15 protein-coding genes are annotated in these 14,738 nt (G+C 40.4%); 3 read left to right on the forward strand and 12 right to left on the reverse strand.

What is annotated here, in order from left to right:
• Nucleotides 1-3: 3 nt before the first annotated feature.
• Complete coding sequence (locus tag A5816_RS09765) at nucleotides 4-1,089, forward strand: phosphomevalonate kinase (protein ID WP_002309723.1); 1,086 nt, start codon at nucleotides 4-6, stop codon at nucleotides 1,087-1,089.
• The gene (gene fni / locus A5816_RS09770) at nucleotides 1,086-2,141 is read left to right on the forward strand and encodes a type 2 isopentenyl-diphosphate Delta-isomerase (protein ID WP_086311246.1); all 1,056 of its coding nucleotides are present in this window, start codon (nucleotides 1,086-1,088) and stop codon (nucleotides 2,139-2,141) included. The genes A5816_RS09765 and fni overlap by 4 nt, the downstream gene beginning before the upstream one ends.
• Nucleotides 2,142-2,257: 116 nt before the next feature.
• Here the strand turns inward: fni and A5816_RS09775 are convergent, their stop codons facing one another.
• The 10 genes from A5816_RS09775 to rhaB all read right to left on the reverse strand — a co-directional run bounded on the left by A5816_RS09775 (nucleotide 2,258) and on the right by rhaB (nucleotide 11,700).
• Nucleotides 2,258-3,061 (reverse strand): gluconate 5-dehydrogenase, encoded by an 804-nt coding sequence (locus A5816_RS09775; RefSeq protein ID WP_002320630.1) that lies wholly within the window; start codon nucleotides 3,059-3,061, stop codon nucleotides 2,258-2,260.
• Between the two features lie 19 nt (nucleotides 3,062-3,080).
• A complete protein-coding gene (gene kduI, locus A5816_RS09780; protein ID WP_086311247.1) occupies nucleotides 3,081-3,923 on the reverse strand; it encodes a 5-dehydro-4-deoxy-D-glucuronate isomerase in 843 nt (280 codons plus the stop codon).
• 15 nt (nucleotides 3,924-3,938) lie between these two features.
• Nucleotides 3,939-4,946: a sugar kinase gene (locus tag A5816_RS09785; RefSeq protein WP_086311248.1), complete on the reverse strand. Its 1,008-nt coding sequence runs from the start codon at nucleotides 4,944-4,946 to the stop codon at nucleotides 3,939-3,941.
• 6 nt (nucleotides 4,947-4,952) lie between these two features.
• Nucleotides 4,953-5,597, reverse strand: a complete 645-nt coding sequence (locus A5816_RS09790) for a bifunctional 4-hydroxy-2-oxoglutarate aldolase/2-dehydro-3-deoxy-phosphogluconate aldolase (RefSeq protein WP_002288242.1) — start codon at nucleotides 5,595-5,597, stop codon at nucleotides 4,953-4,955.
• Between the two features lie 99 nt (nucleotides 5,598-5,696).
• Nucleotides 5,697-6,455 carry an IclR family transcriptional regulator gene (locus A5816_RS09795; protein WP_002374264.1) on the reverse strand — a complete coding sequence of 253 codons (759 nt, stop codon included), beginning with the start codon at nucleotides 6,453-6,455 and terminating at the stop codon, nucleotides 5,697-5,699.
• A 126-nt stretch (nucleotides 6,456-6,581) separates the two neighbouring features.
• The gene (gene fucO / locus A5816_RS09800; protein WP_086311249.1) at nucleotides 6,582-7,733 is read right to left on the reverse strand and encodes a lactaldehyde reductase; all 1,152 of its coding nucleotides are present in this window, start codon (nucleotides 7,731-7,733) and stop codon (nucleotides 6,582-6,584) included.
• 81 nt (nucleotides 7,734-7,814) lie between these two features.
• Nucleotides 7,815-8,126, reverse strand: coding sequence for an L-rhamnose mutarotase (gene rhaM / locus A5816_RS09805; RefSeq protein ID WP_002293379.1), 312 nt, complete (start codon nucleotides 8,124-8,126; stop codon nucleotides 7,815-7,817).
• Nucleotide 8,127: 1 nt separating this feature from the next.
• Nucleotides 8,128-8,973, reverse strand: coding sequence for a rhamnulose-1-phosphate aldolase (rhaD, locus tag A5816_RS09810; protein WP_002293380.1), 846 nt, complete (start codon nucleotides 8,971-8,973; stop codon nucleotides 8,128-8,130).
• Nucleotides 8,974-8,986: 13 nt separating this feature from the next.
• Nucleotides 8,987-10,243: an L-rhamnose isomerase gene (gene rhaA, locus A5816_RS09815; RefSeq protein ID WP_086311250.1), complete on the reverse strand. Its 1,257-nt coding sequence runs from the start codon at nucleotides 10,241-10,243 to the stop codon at nucleotides 8,987-8,989.
• Nucleotides 10,240-11,700, reverse strand: coding sequence for a rhamnulokinase (gene rhaB / locus A5816_RS09820; RefSeq protein ID WP_086311251.1), 1,461 nt, complete (start codon nucleotides 11,698-11,700; stop codon nucleotides 10,240-10,242). The genes rhaA and rhaB overlap by 4 nt, the downstream gene beginning before the upstream one ends.
• Nucleotides 11,701-11,852: 152 nt before the next feature.
• Here rhaB and A5816_RS09825 point away from each other — a divergent pair, with 152 nt between their 5' ends.
• Nucleotides 11,853-12,722 carry an AraC family transcriptional regulator gene (locus tag A5816_RS09825; protein WP_002293387.1) on the forward strand — a complete coding sequence of 290 codons (870 nt, stop codon included), beginning with the start codon at nucleotides 11,853-11,855 and terminating at the stop codon, nucleotides 12,720-12,722.
• A gap of 118 nt (nucleotides 12,723-12,840) precedes the next feature.
• Here the strand turns inward: A5816_RS09825 and A5816_RS09830 are convergent, their stop codons facing one another.
• Together A5816_RS09830 and A5816_RS09835 are read right to left on the reverse strand one after the other, a co-directional pair.
• Nucleotides 12,841-13,740 (reverse strand): AraC family transcriptional regulator, encoded by a 900-nt coding sequence (locus tag A5816_RS09830; protein WP_002374255.1) that lies wholly within the window; start codon nucleotides 13,738-13,740, stop codon nucleotides 12,841-12,843.
• A gap of 163 nt (nucleotides 13,741-13,903) precedes the next feature.
• Nucleotides 13,904-14,728, reverse strand: coding sequence for a sugar phosphate isomerase/epimerase (locus A5816_RS09835; protein WP_002374253.1), 825 nt, complete (start codon nucleotides 14,726-14,728; stop codon nucleotides 13,904-13,906).
• Nucleotides 14,729-14,738: the final 10 nt, after the last annotated feature.

Raw genomic sequence — 14,738 nt, forward strand, 5'->3', positions numbered from 1 at the left:
TTTATGATTGAAGTATCTGCACCAGGCAAACTCTATATTGCCGGAGAATATGCAGTTGTTGAAACAGGTCATCCGGCAGTTATCGCTGCAGTCGATCAATTCGTGACAGTCACTGTAGAGTCCGCACGAAAAGTCGGAAGTATCCAATCTGCACAATATAGCGGGATGCCTGTACGTTGGACAAGACGTAACGGGGAATTAGTTTTAGATATTCGGGAAAATCCTTTTCATTATATCCTTGCTGCTATTCGATTGACTGAAAAGTATGCACAAGAAAAAAACATTCTTTTATCCTTTTATGATCTGAAAGTAACAAGCGAGCTAGACAGTTCAAATGGTCGGAAATACGGATTAGGTTCTAGCGGCGCCGTTACTGTTGCAACGGTCAAAGCCTTGAATGTTTTTTACGCATTGAATTTATCTCAGCTAGAGATTTTCAAGATCGCAGCACTCGCTAATTTAGCAGTTCAAGATAATGGTTCTTGCGGCGACATCGCTGCTAGCTGTTATGGTGGCTGGATCGCCTTCTCGACCTTCGACCATCCTTGGCTCCAAGAACAAGAAACTCAGCATTCCATCAGTCAGTTACTTGCCATGGATTGGCCAGGTCTCTCAATTGAGCCATTGATTGCTCCTGAAGATCTACGTTTATTGATTGGTTGGACGGGTAGCCCTGCCTCTACTTCTGATTTGGTTGATCAAGTTCACCGTTCGAGAGAAGATAAAATGGTGGCTTATCAGCTTTTCTTAAAAAACAGTACAGAATGCGTCAACGAAATGATCAAAGGGTTTAAAGAAGATAATGTTACGTTGATCCAACAGATGATTCGAAAAAACCGACAATTACTGCATGATTTATCGGCTATCACCGGGGTTGTTATCGAAACGCCTGCTTTGAATAAATTATGTAATTTAGCTGAACAGTATGAAGGGGCTGCAAAGTCTTCTGGTGCAGGTGGTGGGGATTGCGGCATCGTGATCGTTGATCAGAAATCTGGCATCCTTCCTTTAATGAGTGCATGGGAAAAAGCAGAGATCACCCCCCTACCGTTACATGTCTATAGCGATCAAAGAAAGGAAAACAGATGAATCGAAAAGATGAACATGTTTCACTAGCTAAAGCCTTTCATGATAAGCAAAAAAATGAATTTGATTTCGTACGGGTCATTCATAACCCTTTGCCGCAAACAGCAGTTGCTGATGTCGATCTAAGCACACAGGCAGCTGGGTTTACACTAAGCAGCCCATTTTATATCAATGCGATGACTGGCGGAAGCGAAAAAACAAAAAAAATCAATCAAGACCTTGCAATCGTCGCAAGAGAAGCAGATTTGATGATTGCCACTGGTTCAGTCAGCGCTGCCTTGAAGGACCCTTCTTTAGCCGATACTTATACAATTATGCGACAAGAATATCCTCACGGGAAAATCATTGCCAACATCGGTGCAGGAACTTCTGTCGAAAGAGCCCAAGAAGCTATTCGATTGTTTCACGCAGATGCCTTACAGATTCATTTGAATGCACCTCAAGAGTTGGTCATGCCTGAGGGAGACCGTGATTTTACTAACTGGAAAGCACTTATCCAAGAGATTCAAACAGCCATTGACGTTCCCCTTATCGTAAAAGAAGTCGGGTTCGGCATGACAAGAGAAACGATCAATGATTTAGCTTCTTTAGAGGTTCATACAGTTGATATCAGCGGTCGAAGTGGGACAAGTTTTACCCAGATTGAAAACGCCCGTCGCTCCAAGCGAGAACTGAATTATCTAGCTGATTGGGGACAATCGACAGTCACCTCATTGCTTGAAGCAAATGAAGCAGACACTTCTATAGAGATACTAGCCTCCGGAGGTATCCGCAATGCCTATGATATATTTAAAGCCCTTTGTCTAGGCGCAAAGGCAGTGGGCACTTCAGGAACTGTATTGACTCATCTGATGAATCATGGCGTAGAAGAAACCATTATGCTGATGAAACAATGGCAAGAGGAACTTCGTCTGCTTTATACCATGGTCGGCGCAACGAATACCGCGACCCTCCACCAACAATCTCTCATCTTTTCCGGTCCAGTGAAGGATTGGTGTGAAGCAAGAGGGATCGACTTAGTGAAGTATGGAAGACGCACAGAAAAAGGAGTATGACTGATTTACGTCATACTCCTTTTTTTGGATAAATGATATTTAATCAGCTGTCCTTCGGTATTCGTTCAAGCTGCTGATTTCATGACCTCTCCACTAAACAGTGTACTAAACCTCGTTTAAGGTTGTTTTCCGATATAGGCAAGTATGCCTCCGTCTACATACAAGACATGCCCATTAACGAAATCCGATGCGCTAGAAGCCAAGAAGACAGATGGTCCAGCCAAATCGATTGGCTCGCCCCAACGTGCTGCTGGCGTACGTCCAACGATAAATTGGTCGAATGGATGACGTTCTCCGTTTTCTTGTGTTTCGCGTAATGGAGCAGTTTGCGGTGTAGCAATATAACCTGGTCCAATTCCATTACATTGGATATTGTATTGACCGTATTCAGAAGCGATGTTTTTCGTCAGCATTTTTAATCCGCCTTTTGCCGCAGCATAAGCACTGACTGTTTCGCGTCCTAATTCACTCATCATGGAACAGATATTGATGATTTTACCGCCGCCTTTTTCGATCATATCTGGAATAACTGCTTTTGAAACGATAAATGGAGCATTTAAATCCACGTCAATTACTTGACGGAAGTCAGCCGCATCCATTTCGATCATCGGTGTCCGTTTGATGATCCCTGCATTATTGACTAAAATATCAACTGAACCTACATCTTCTTTGATTTGCTGAACCATTGCTTGAACCGCTTCTTCATCGGTTACATCACAGACATAACCTTTTGCATCGATGCCCGCTTCTTTATAATGCGCTATACCTTCATCAACTGATTCTTGATTCAAGTTATTAAATACGATTTTTGCTCCTGCTGTAGCTAAAGAGCGTGCAATCTCAAATCCAATACCATAGACAGCACCGGTGACTAATGCTACTTTTCCATCTAAACGAAACATATCCATATTAAATTCCATCATTTTCTCTCCCTTATGCTTATTTTAATTGATCCATTTGCACCATATCCATGTCTGTATAGGTGATGTTTTCTCCGCACATTGCCCAGATGAATGAGTAATTGCTTGTACCTACACCTGAATGGATCGACCAGCTTGGTGAAATAATGGCTTGTTCATTGTCTACGACTAAATGTTTTGTTTCATCTGGTTTGCCCATCATGTGGAACACACGTGTATCTTCATTGGCATAATCAAAGTAGACATAAGCTTCCATACGACGTTCATGTGTATGACAAGGCATCGTATTCCAAGCACTTCCTGGTTCTAAAATCGTATAACCCATTTGTAATTGACAGCTTTCGCATACATTTGGATGGATGTATTGATAGATTTTACGTTCATTCAATGTCAGACCTTCACCAGTTTCCATTGGTTTTACTTGGTCGATACTGATTTTTACATTTGGATATTTATGATTAGCTGGAACAGAACTAATATAGAATTTAGCTGGGTTTTCAGCATCTTGAGAAGAAAATACGACATGTCGTGTTTCTTTTCCGATATAATAGCCGTCTTGTTTTTTCATTTCTTCTTTTTGCCCATCGATCTCGATGAATCCTGGTCCACCGATATTGATCACACCTAGTTCACGACGTTCTAAGAAGTAATCAACACCTAGTTCTTTGTCTAATGTGATTTCTAATTCTTTTTCAGTAGGTGTCACGCCACCAAAGATCATTCGATCGTTGTGCGTATAAGTCAAACTGATTTTTCCTGGTTCAAATACCTTTTCTACTAAAAACTCTTTTCTCAATTGTTCCGTTGAATAATGACGGATATCTTCTGGACTGTGTGTATAACGTGTTTCCATTTCTTGCATTTTCTTCTACTCCTTCTATCGAATGATTTTTCCAGAGCCGCATGCTAAAAATTGTGCGACTTCTTCTTGACTGAATTGGTTGCAGTCCCCATGGATCGTATGCTTCAAGGCAGAAGCTGCCGTAGCAAAATCAATGATTTCTTGCGGGGGCATATTGGATAAAATCCCATGGAGCACGCCACCTGCAAAAGCATCCCCGCCACCTACTCGATCCACGATCGGGGTGATTCTATGGACTTGGGATTCCACATATTCATGGTTCATCCACAATGTCCCCTTCAATTCATTTTCACTTGCTGAATGAACGGTACGTTTGGTCGAATAAAACACCTGAATATTCGGGAACTTTTCCTGCATTTTTTGATAATAATAAATCAGCGGTTGTTCTTCTGCTTCTGGCGCTTTCTCGATACCTAACAAATAAAGAGCATCCATTTTTCCAGCTGAACAGATATCTACTAAAGGTAAAAGCTGATGGATTACTTCGCTGGCTTCTTGCTGTGTCCATAATTTCCCGCGATAGTTGATATCGAAGCTGATCAGGCAGCCGGCTTTTTTTGCAGCTTCTATCACTTGTTTCGTCATTTTTTGCCATTTTTTAGACAAAGCTGGGGTGATTCCTGAAACATGAAATATATCTATTCCTTGGAATAACTCCTCTAGCGACCATTCCAAATGATCCATTTCAGCAAAGCTTGATCCGGCACGATCATAGATTACTGAGGCGGCGCGTTCGCCACTACCAGTTTCCATATAATAAGTACCTAGTCTTGGCCCGCCAGATAATACCTGTTTCGTATCTACTCCATAACATTGTAAGTGCTTTTTGACTGCTTTTCCCAACGCGTTATCAGGTACTTTGGTAGCAAAAACCGCGTCATGTCCGTAATTAGCTAAAGAAATTGCTACGTTTGCTTCCCCTCCGCCATAATGGGCAGCGAATCGTTCACTTGAATCGATGCGGGTTCCCTGTTCTGTGGACAATCGCAACATGATTTCTCCGAGTGTCACTACTTTTCCCATAAGCAGTTACCTCTTGATTTCTTTCATTTTTGCTGCATACTGTTGCGCGACTTCTGTTACTTTGTCAAAATCTCCTGTAGCTGCAGGTGCTAAAAGGTTCCCACCTACTCCGACTGTTACGACACCAGCATCGAACCACTCTTTCATATTGTCCAGACTCACACCACCAGTTGGCATGATATTGACTTGAGGCATCGGTGCCTTGAAGGCAGAAATGATACTTGGTCCATAAGCGCTTCCAGGAAATAGTTTGACGATATCTACCCCGCTTTTCAGCGCTGTTTTGATCTCGGTAATAGTCATACATCCTGGTAAGTAAGGAATTTGATACAGATTGCACATCTCTGCCGTTTCTTGATCAAAGGAAGGGCTAACAATATACTCTGCGCCAGCTAAGATAGCCAAGCGAGCTGTGACAGCGTCTAATACTGTGCCTGCGCCAATCACTATTTCTGGTTGGTCTTTGTAGAATGATAAAAGTTCTTTGATTACTTGATCCGCTTGAGGGACTGTAAAAGTCAACTCAATACCAGTTAGACCACCTTTGATGATTGCGTGGCAAGCATTCAAAGCTTCTTCTTTACTTTTTCCGCGTACGACCGCAATCACTCCGGCGTTTTTCAATCGAGATAAAATATCAATTTTTTTCATCTTCTCCACCTATTTCCTATTTAGAAATTTTATTTTACAACTTGGAAATCTATACCCATATTATACGGCAGAAAAGAAAAAATGCAAACGCTTTTTTCATTATTTTTGAATTCTTTGCTCGATTTCGCTTTTTGTTTGCTTGAGGGCACTGATTATTTGTTCTTTTGTCTCATCCGTTAAACGATATTTCGGCATACTTACACTAAATGCACCAATGATTTGTTCGTTTTTCACGATTGAGGCTCCTATACAAAAAATATCACGTTCGATTTCTTCATCGTCAAATGCGACGTGGGTTTCTTTTACCGTTTGGATTTCCTTTTTCAAACGCAAGGCATTGGTAATCGTGTACTCTGTGTAAGGAATTAACGGATGTTTTTCAAGATAATCAGTGTACTGCTCTTCACTGAATTCTGCTAATACGGCTTTACCCATCGCAGAATTGTATAATGGTCGGGTGATTCCGATTTTTGAAGACATACGGATCGTTTGATGTTTTGGATCTAGTTTGTTCACGTACAAAATCTCATTGTTGTCCAATACCCCTAAGTGGATAGTCTCATCGATCTTTTGCTGCAACTGTTCTAAAAACGGTAAAGTCAGTTCTACCAAATCGATTTGTTCAATGTTTTTATTCGCGTAGCGAATAAGCTTTGCACCTAAACGATAATTTTTCTCTGAATTTTTATTTACGTAGCCGATCATCAATAAAGTATCTAGTATTTTCAAGACTGTAGAAGAAGTCATTTCCACACCCTTTGCGATCGTCTGCAAAGAGATGTCTGGATTTTCTGCTAAATAGTCTAGTATTTTAGAAGCTTTGATCAATACAGTTCCATAAGGTTTTTTATTTTCCATATAATATTCTCCTATTTCTTTATAAGAAAAATTATAGCGGAAATACCATCAATTTAAAAGAGATAACCGGATACAAACTGCTATTTCTCTTTATAGGCAACTCAAAGTTAAAGATCCGCTTCGTTTTTACATCAAGCTTTGATATAAGGCAATGATTTCTTCTACTGTCGTTTCTCTTGGATTTCCTGGTGTACATACATCTCGCAGAGCATCTTCTGCAATTGCTGGGATATCCGCTTCTTTTACACCTAACTCAGAAATGGTTGCTGGGATTCCAACCGCTTTGCTTAACCGATCGATCTCGCCGCAAGCTGCATCTCTTACATCTTCTAAAGACATTTCAGATGCACCTTTGAGCCCTAGTACAAGAGCGATTTCACGGTATTTTTCTCCAGTATATTCTTTGTTATATTTCATGATCGTTGGCAAGAGCGCTGCACACGCTACACCATGTGGGATGTTGTACCATGCACTTAACGGATGAGCCATCCCATGTACCAGTCCTAAACCTACATTTGAGAAGCCCATTCCTGCAATATATTGTCCTAATGCCATTTTTTCTCTTCCATTTTGATTACACTCTACAGAAGCTTCCAAAGAATGACCAATGATTTCAATTGCTTTCAAATGCAGCATATCAGTCATTTCCCAAGCGCCTTTTGTGATCAACCCTTCGATAGCATGCGTCATAGCATCCATCCCTGTTGATGCAGCCAATTTTTTTGGCATTCCCATCATCATGTCACTGTCGATGAACGCAACGATTGGGATATCATGAGGATCGACACAGACGAATTTCCGGTGATTTGCTTCATCTGTGATGACGTAGTTGATCGTTACCTCAGCTGCTGTCCCAGAAGTCGTTGGTACAGCTAAGATAGGTAAACATGGATTTTTTGTATCAGCAACACCTTCTAAGCTGATGACATCTGAAAACTCTGGATTCGTCAAAATAATCCCAATGGCTTTTGCCGTATCGATTGGCGACCCCCCACCGATTGCGATCAAACAGTCTGCCTCTGCCTCTTTAACAAAAGCCACTCCGTCTTTTACGTTTTGGATCGTTGGGTTAGGTACGATCCCGTCGTATAAAACATAATCGATTGCTGCATTATCCAAAAGCTCTGTTACTTTTGTCGCTATGCCATGTTCGATCAATCCTTTATCAGTAATGACAGCTGCTTTGCTGAATCCTCGCTGCTGAAATTCGGGAACGATTGACTCAATCGCTCCTTTTCCAAAATACGATGTTTCATTTAAAATCATTCGATTACTCATTTTCTATTCCTCCTAATTTGTATTATTTTTCACAATAAAAACGAAAGAACTTCAAGCAACCGGTTGCTCAGTTGCTTGTTGCTACAGTTCAAAGACTGGCGTCAATTCACGGCTGACTGGGGAGGCATCTGGATTTGTTTCCATGATATCTTCCATGTATTTCCACCATTTTTGATTGATCGGTGTATTTGCCATTTTTCCCCATAACTCTTCATCTTCGACCACTAAGTAACCAAATAATAAACTTGTACTCGGATCAAGATAGATCGAATAGTCAATGACCCCATGTTCACGAAGCGCTGTGCGCATCTCTGGCCAAAGTTCATCATGTCTTTTTTTGTATTCTTCTTGTTTTTCTGGGTAAACTTTCATGCAAAAGGCTTTTTTCACCATGTCAGACACCTGCTTTCGTATGAACTTCCTCCAAATAACCTGCTTTCGGAGTAACACCAAACGCATCTGCTAAGCGCCACAAATTCTCATCTGTGATTGTTTGCAAGATTGGTCCTTGCGCTTTGACGTACGTATAGACTTCTGCTGCCTTTTCTGCTGTCTCGATCAAACCAAAGACTTCATCCATGTCTTTTCCTGACCCGTAGATTCCATGTTGCGGCCATAAAACCAATCGAGTTTCTTTCATTTTTTCAGCTGTTGCTTCCCCAATCTCATTTGTTCCCGGAACCATCCACGGAATGATGGAAATCCCTTCTGGAAAAACAACTAGGCATTCCGTGCACATTTGCCACAGCGTACGACTAAAGGAACGCTCGTCTAATTCATGCGTAAAGCTCATCGCTAATAAATGGCTAGCATGGCAATGCATAACGATCCGATTATCTGGGTCTACTTCTAAACGGGCGATATGACTCATGAAATGACTTGGCAACTCGCTTGTAGGAAGGCAGTCATTTTCTAACCCCCACAAAAGCTCTAATGTTTTGCCATCCTCGGCAACTCGAACGATTCCAAGGTTTTCGGCAGGTTCGCTCGCTACATTTTTAAAATATCTTCCTGAACCAGTTACAATAAAATAGCATCCTGCTAAACGGCTGGCATCAAAAATCATCGAGATGCGGCGGGTCACTTTTTCAGGATCCAAGAACGGTGTGATTTCTTCTTCTTTGAGTAAATAAGAAATATTCCCGCCATTTCGTTCATCCCATCCCAAGCGATAAAGATTCGATGTCGTTTCAATCATTTCTTTCACATAAGGCGCTTGTAAAATATCTATTTTTTTCAATATAGCCACACTCCTATTTTCTTAATCCCAACACGTCTTTTTGATATTCTTGGACTTCTTCCAGCCAATCCAAACCAACTGGAACTTGATTTTTGTAACAGAAATAATTCCATACATCGGCATACGGGAAATCTTTCAATTCTTCCGTGTAAGCCATTCTTGAAGTAAAGTCAAAAGCCAGCTCCATTTCTTTCAATCGCTCAACTGGTTCCAGCATAGCTTTCATCAATGCTTTTTGTGTATTTCTCGTACCAATGACCCAAGCAGCGATACGATTGATCGTTGCATCAAAGAAATCCAGACCGATATTCGTTTTTTCCAGTAATTCGTTACGGACTAATTCTTTAGCAATTTCTTGCAATTCATCATCCATCAAAACGACATGATCTGAATCCCAACGAACTGGACGAGAAACGTGCAACATGATTCCTTTGCTGAATAACGCTAAGGAAGACAATTTATTGGAAATCACTTCTGTTGGATGAAAATGTCCAGCATCTAGACAAACAAGTTTGTCACGAGTCAACCCGTAACCCATATAAAATTCATGGGAACCGACTGTATAAGCTTCAGCGCCTAAACCAAATAGTTTGCTTTCTACTGCATCTTGTACATACCGTTCATCTAGCTCTTCTGTAAAAATTTCATCGAGCGATTCCATCAAACGTTTCCGTGGGGTAAAACGGTCGATTGGATTGTCTTTCATCCCATCAGGTACCCAAAAGTTATTGATACATGTTTGTCCAATTTCTTTTCCAAAGTATTCTGCGATTTTGCGGCTTCTTTTCCCGTGTTCGATCCAGTATTCACGAACTTCTTTATCTGGGTGAGCTAATGTAAAGCCGTCTTTCATCATTGGATGCGAAAAGAAAGTCGGGTTGAAATCAAGACCGATTTCTTCTTTTTTTGCCCACTCTACCCATTTCTCAAAATGCTTCGGCTCAATCTCATTGAGATCGACCGCTTCTTCTGTGTCCAAATAGATAGCATGAAGATTCAACTTATGTTTGCCCGGTATCAACGAATATGCCTTCTCCAAATCTTGTCTAAGCTCTTCGGGTGTCCGTGCAGCTCCTGGGAAATTTCCTGTTGCCATGATTCCACCAGTCAATTCGCCATCCGGTGTCAAGAAACCTTTGACATCGTCTCCTTGCCAGCAATGCATAGAAATTTTGATGTCCTGCATCTTTTCTAGTACAGCATCTGTATCTACACCGATAGTTGCATATTTTTCTTTTGCTTGTTCGTAATTTCTTTCAATCATGTTCATACGATTACTCCTTTGATTTTATTCACGTACCATTCCATCGTGTTTTGCTTATTTTCATCTGGGTAAAAAGTTTCACATGGAAACGACTGTTTGATTACATTTCTTGCTTGTTCTATATTCGAAAACTGACCTGTACTGAGCATTTGCATGGCAACATTCCCGATTGCTGTGGCTTCACTAGGACCTGCTTCTACAATGATTCCGGCATAATCTGCTGTCAATTGATTCAGTAAGCGATTATTCGATCCGCCCCCTACGATGTGCAGTTTTTCCAATTTCGTTCCAGTCAAGTGTTCTACTTTGATCAGCTCTTGTGCGTAACAAAGAGCAAGATTATCATACACACAACGAGCGATAGCTCCCGGTGAGACAGGGACTGGCTGCTCTGTTTCAAAACAGTATTGCTGAATCTCTTCTATCATATTTTTAGGATTCAAAAATCGAGGGGCATTGATTTCCATCACTTGTTGCAGCGGCTTTTCTTTTGCAGCAAGTTCTGCCAATTCCGCGTAACTGTATTCGTACTCCTGCATTCGAGCAACTTCCTGGATCAACCACATCCCCATGATGTTTTTCAAAAAACGCACCGTATTATGAGCGCCCCATTCATTCGTGTAATTCTCAGAAAAAGCGGCGCGAGAAACATTGGCGATCTTTGTTTCCATCCCTAAAAGCGACCATGTCCCGCTGCTGATATAGCCCCAATGTTCTCCTTGCCCTGGTGTGCCTAATACAGCTGACGCCGTATCATGACTTGCTACTGTGATAAAGGTCACATCTGGCAAATCATATGTTGAGAATTTTTCTTTTTGCAAATCTCCTAGTATCGTTCCCGGCTCTGTCAATGGAGGAAATAATTCTTTCGAGACACCAACTTTTTCAAGAAGTTCTGTTTCCCACTCTTTTGTTCCTGCATTCAGCAGCTGCATAGTAGACGCATTGGTTTTCTCCGTCACCATATTGCCAGTAAAGACGTAGCCTAAATAATCAGGAATCAATAATAATTTATGTGCTTTTGCCAAATGGTCTTTTTCTTCGACAAACAATTGGAATAAGGTATTGAAAGGCTGGATCTGAATCCCTGTTTGCTCATACAACTTATCTAGAGAATAGCTTTCAGAAAACTGTTTTACTGCTTCATCGGTACGATCGTCCCGATAAGCGATCGGATCATTCATCCGTTCCCCTTGTTCGTCAATCAAACAGTAATCGACTGCCCATGTATCGATCCCTGCAAAACAGTGATCGATCCCTGTTTTCTTTAATTTTTCAAATCCAATCAAAATCTCTTCGATAAGATAATCGATCTTCCAGCGGTCATGACCGTCTTTGTTCCGAAAGCCGTTCTTGAATCGGTGTACTTCTTCCAAGACTAAAGAACCTTCATCATTCCTCGTACTTTTCATTAGTCGTCCGCTTGACGCACCGATATCGATGGCAACAAATGTCGGATTCATTTCTCCACCTCTTTTACTTTATTGTTGATTAACGCTTCATTAATAAAGCGTTATCATTTATTAACAATGCTATCATATTACATAAACTTATATTTTGCTTCACACTATTTTGGTATATAATTGCATTATCTTGACAAGTTGGGAGTGTTTACATGGATTACTGGGAAAAAGCCAATCACTCATGGTCGGAAGACTCAAAAAGAGTGATCTTGACACCTACGCAAAGAAGTAGGAATTTATTTTTTTATATCCAAGAAATCGGTTACTTTAAAGCGCCGGTCCCTTACTATACTGAACGAGCACATTTACCTTCTTATTTGATAAAATTTACTTTGTCTGGCGAAGGTTTGCTTACATATAAAGATAATCAGCACCAGCTAAAAGCTGGAGACCTCTTTTTTATTGACTGCCAAGAATATCAGCGTTATCAAACGATTAGCGAAGAACCATGGGAAATGGATTGGATCCATTTGAATGGTCAGAGCGTCCAATCATTTTATCAAGAATTCACAAAAGATGGCCATAACACCTTCCATTCGACAGGTGATCCATCAGAAAACAAGATCCATCATCTGATCACAGAATTGATCCACATGCAGCAAGGTGCGAATGCCCGTACCGATTTCCAGTCCTCTGTAGCTATCCACGAGCTGTTGAATGAACTGATTTTGCAGAAGTATCAGCTGGATTTCGAAGAAGAAGATATCCCACCTTACGTTTATAAGCTTAAGCAATACTTGGACGAACACTTCAAAGAAACGATCACACTTGATCAATTAGAACAGCAATTTTTACTGAATAAATATCAGCTGAGCAAAGATTTTTCCAAATTCATCGGTTCTCCGCCAATTGATTATTTAATCAGCAAAAAACTCTCTTACGCTAAAGACCTTCTTCGGTATACAGAATTTACTATTCGAATGATTTCCGAAGAAATCGGAATTGAGAATTTTGCTTACTTTAGTCGCTTGTTCAAAGCAAAAACTGGATTATCACCGAGAGATTTTCGTAAATTTAGCTGATTCATATAATATGTACGCACTTTTTTTAAATATTTATAGTAGAAAAATAAAATAACCGCAGTTTCTGCTTCTATATAAACAACAGCAGCTACTTCGGTTATTTTTTGAGCAATCATTCTCATTGTTCATCTTCAAAATGTTCATAATGAACAAGCTGGTTTTGTGTATCGCGTTTCAAAAATTCTTTAGGCGTTATACCAAACTCTCTCTTGAATGCTTTCAGAAAATGTGGATAAGACGAAAAACCACTTTTACTATATACAGCACTAGAACTACGGTACTCTCGCAACAAGTGCTTGGCATAGATCAGCTTTTTCTTCATTACATACTGATGAAACGTAAATCCAGTGTACTTTTTGAATTCTCGGGTGATATGGTATTTGCTGACAAAAAATTGCTTCTCCATTTCCTCTAAAGAAAGCGGATGAGATAAATTTTTTGAGATATATTGCAACATTTGTTCCACACGCTCATTTGGAACTACAGCATTCTGTTCTTGCGCACTCTCTTCTTTTTGTACTACTTGATTGAGAAAAATCAAGTATTCTACCAGAGCTTGTTCATATTTTATATCTTCACCGTAAATTTTTTTATCAGGAGGATGGTCGATAAATGATAATTTTTGCTTCAATACTTCCTGTTCGACTTGCAATACACGACTCCTTTTCTCTCCCATTGGTTGAAAACAAGCCGATAGATTAGACCACGGCGTGGAACGACTTTCCAGAAAAGAAGGGGTAACAAAGATATAGACACGCTCGAATACATCTGAAGACTGGCGGACAATACGATGCAAATCGTTGGAATGGATGAGCAGCACACTTCCTGCTTTGATCGTAAATTGCCGTCCGTTCAAATAAAAAGTCGCTTCACCCTTTAATGTAGCATGGATCTCATAGAAATCATGGTGATGGTAGATTGTTTTATTTTGGCTGACGACATCTTTGACATGATAGATTTCATACTGATCAGAAACCATCGTATTGACTTGTTCACCGCTTATTTTCTTTTGGAGCATGTGCTGCACCTCCTTTGTTCAGTTGTGCACAATTATATTATATCACGTTTTTTGTAATCAAAAAGAGCTGCTTTTATAGACTCTTATAAAAAAGAAGAGACGTGACCTCTTCTAGCCCCGCCCCCTCCATTCTAAATATTAGTTAATCAATGTCTTCTTTACATTATTCAAGAAGACTTCTTCCATAACGAATCCCATCATCTTTTGTTTCTTCAAGAACCACATACAGATACGGACGGTTCTTCTTGATGATTTCTTTGATTTTTGTGTACTCGATCACACCGTCTCCCAAATTTACCGGCACGATTTTTTCCTGTTCGACACGAAAATCTTTCAAATGAACCGCACATATCTTTTCACCAAAACGCTCAAAAGCTTCTTCTACCAATTGGACTTGTTCTTGATAATTAGTACTTGTGATCAAATTTGTCGGATCTAAAATGATTCCTAGATAGTCCGAATCCACTGCTTGGATCAGCTGCTCTACTCTTGCTAAAGAATACACCGGATGATTCAAACCTGGTTCTATCCCCACCATCATTTGGTATTTTTCTCCAGATTTTACCAAGCGACGGATAACGGACACTGCTTCAGCAAATGCTTCATCTGTGAAATTTTCTTCCGTATATTGGATTTCCGGCAAGACACATCCAGTTTCCGAAGCAACCATCGACGCACCAAAGGAAGAAGCATAGTGAAGATACTGCTCGAACTTTGTCAGCAACTCTTCTCGTATCGTTAAATCTGGATGAATCATATTGATATAGCAACTTAAAATTCCTACGGACACTTCTTGCTTTTCTAAGACTCGTTTGACATAATTTCCCATCCCAGAATTGATTTCATTTGCGCCAGAAGATATTTCAGGAAACGAAAGACCTAAGGCGAGCTGCAGTGTATGGATCCCTTGTTCTTTTGTTTTTTCTGCAAGCTCTTCTATCGTTTGGACTTGGGAAAGATCATGTCCTCTAATTGTAATGTTCAACATAATTATTCTC

It is taken from the genome of Enterococcus sp. 3G1_DIV0629 (genome assembly GCF_002141285.1).
Taxonomy (GTDB): Bacteria; Bacillota; Bacilli; order Lactobacillales; family Enterococcaceae; genus Enterococcus_B; species Enterococcus_B lactis.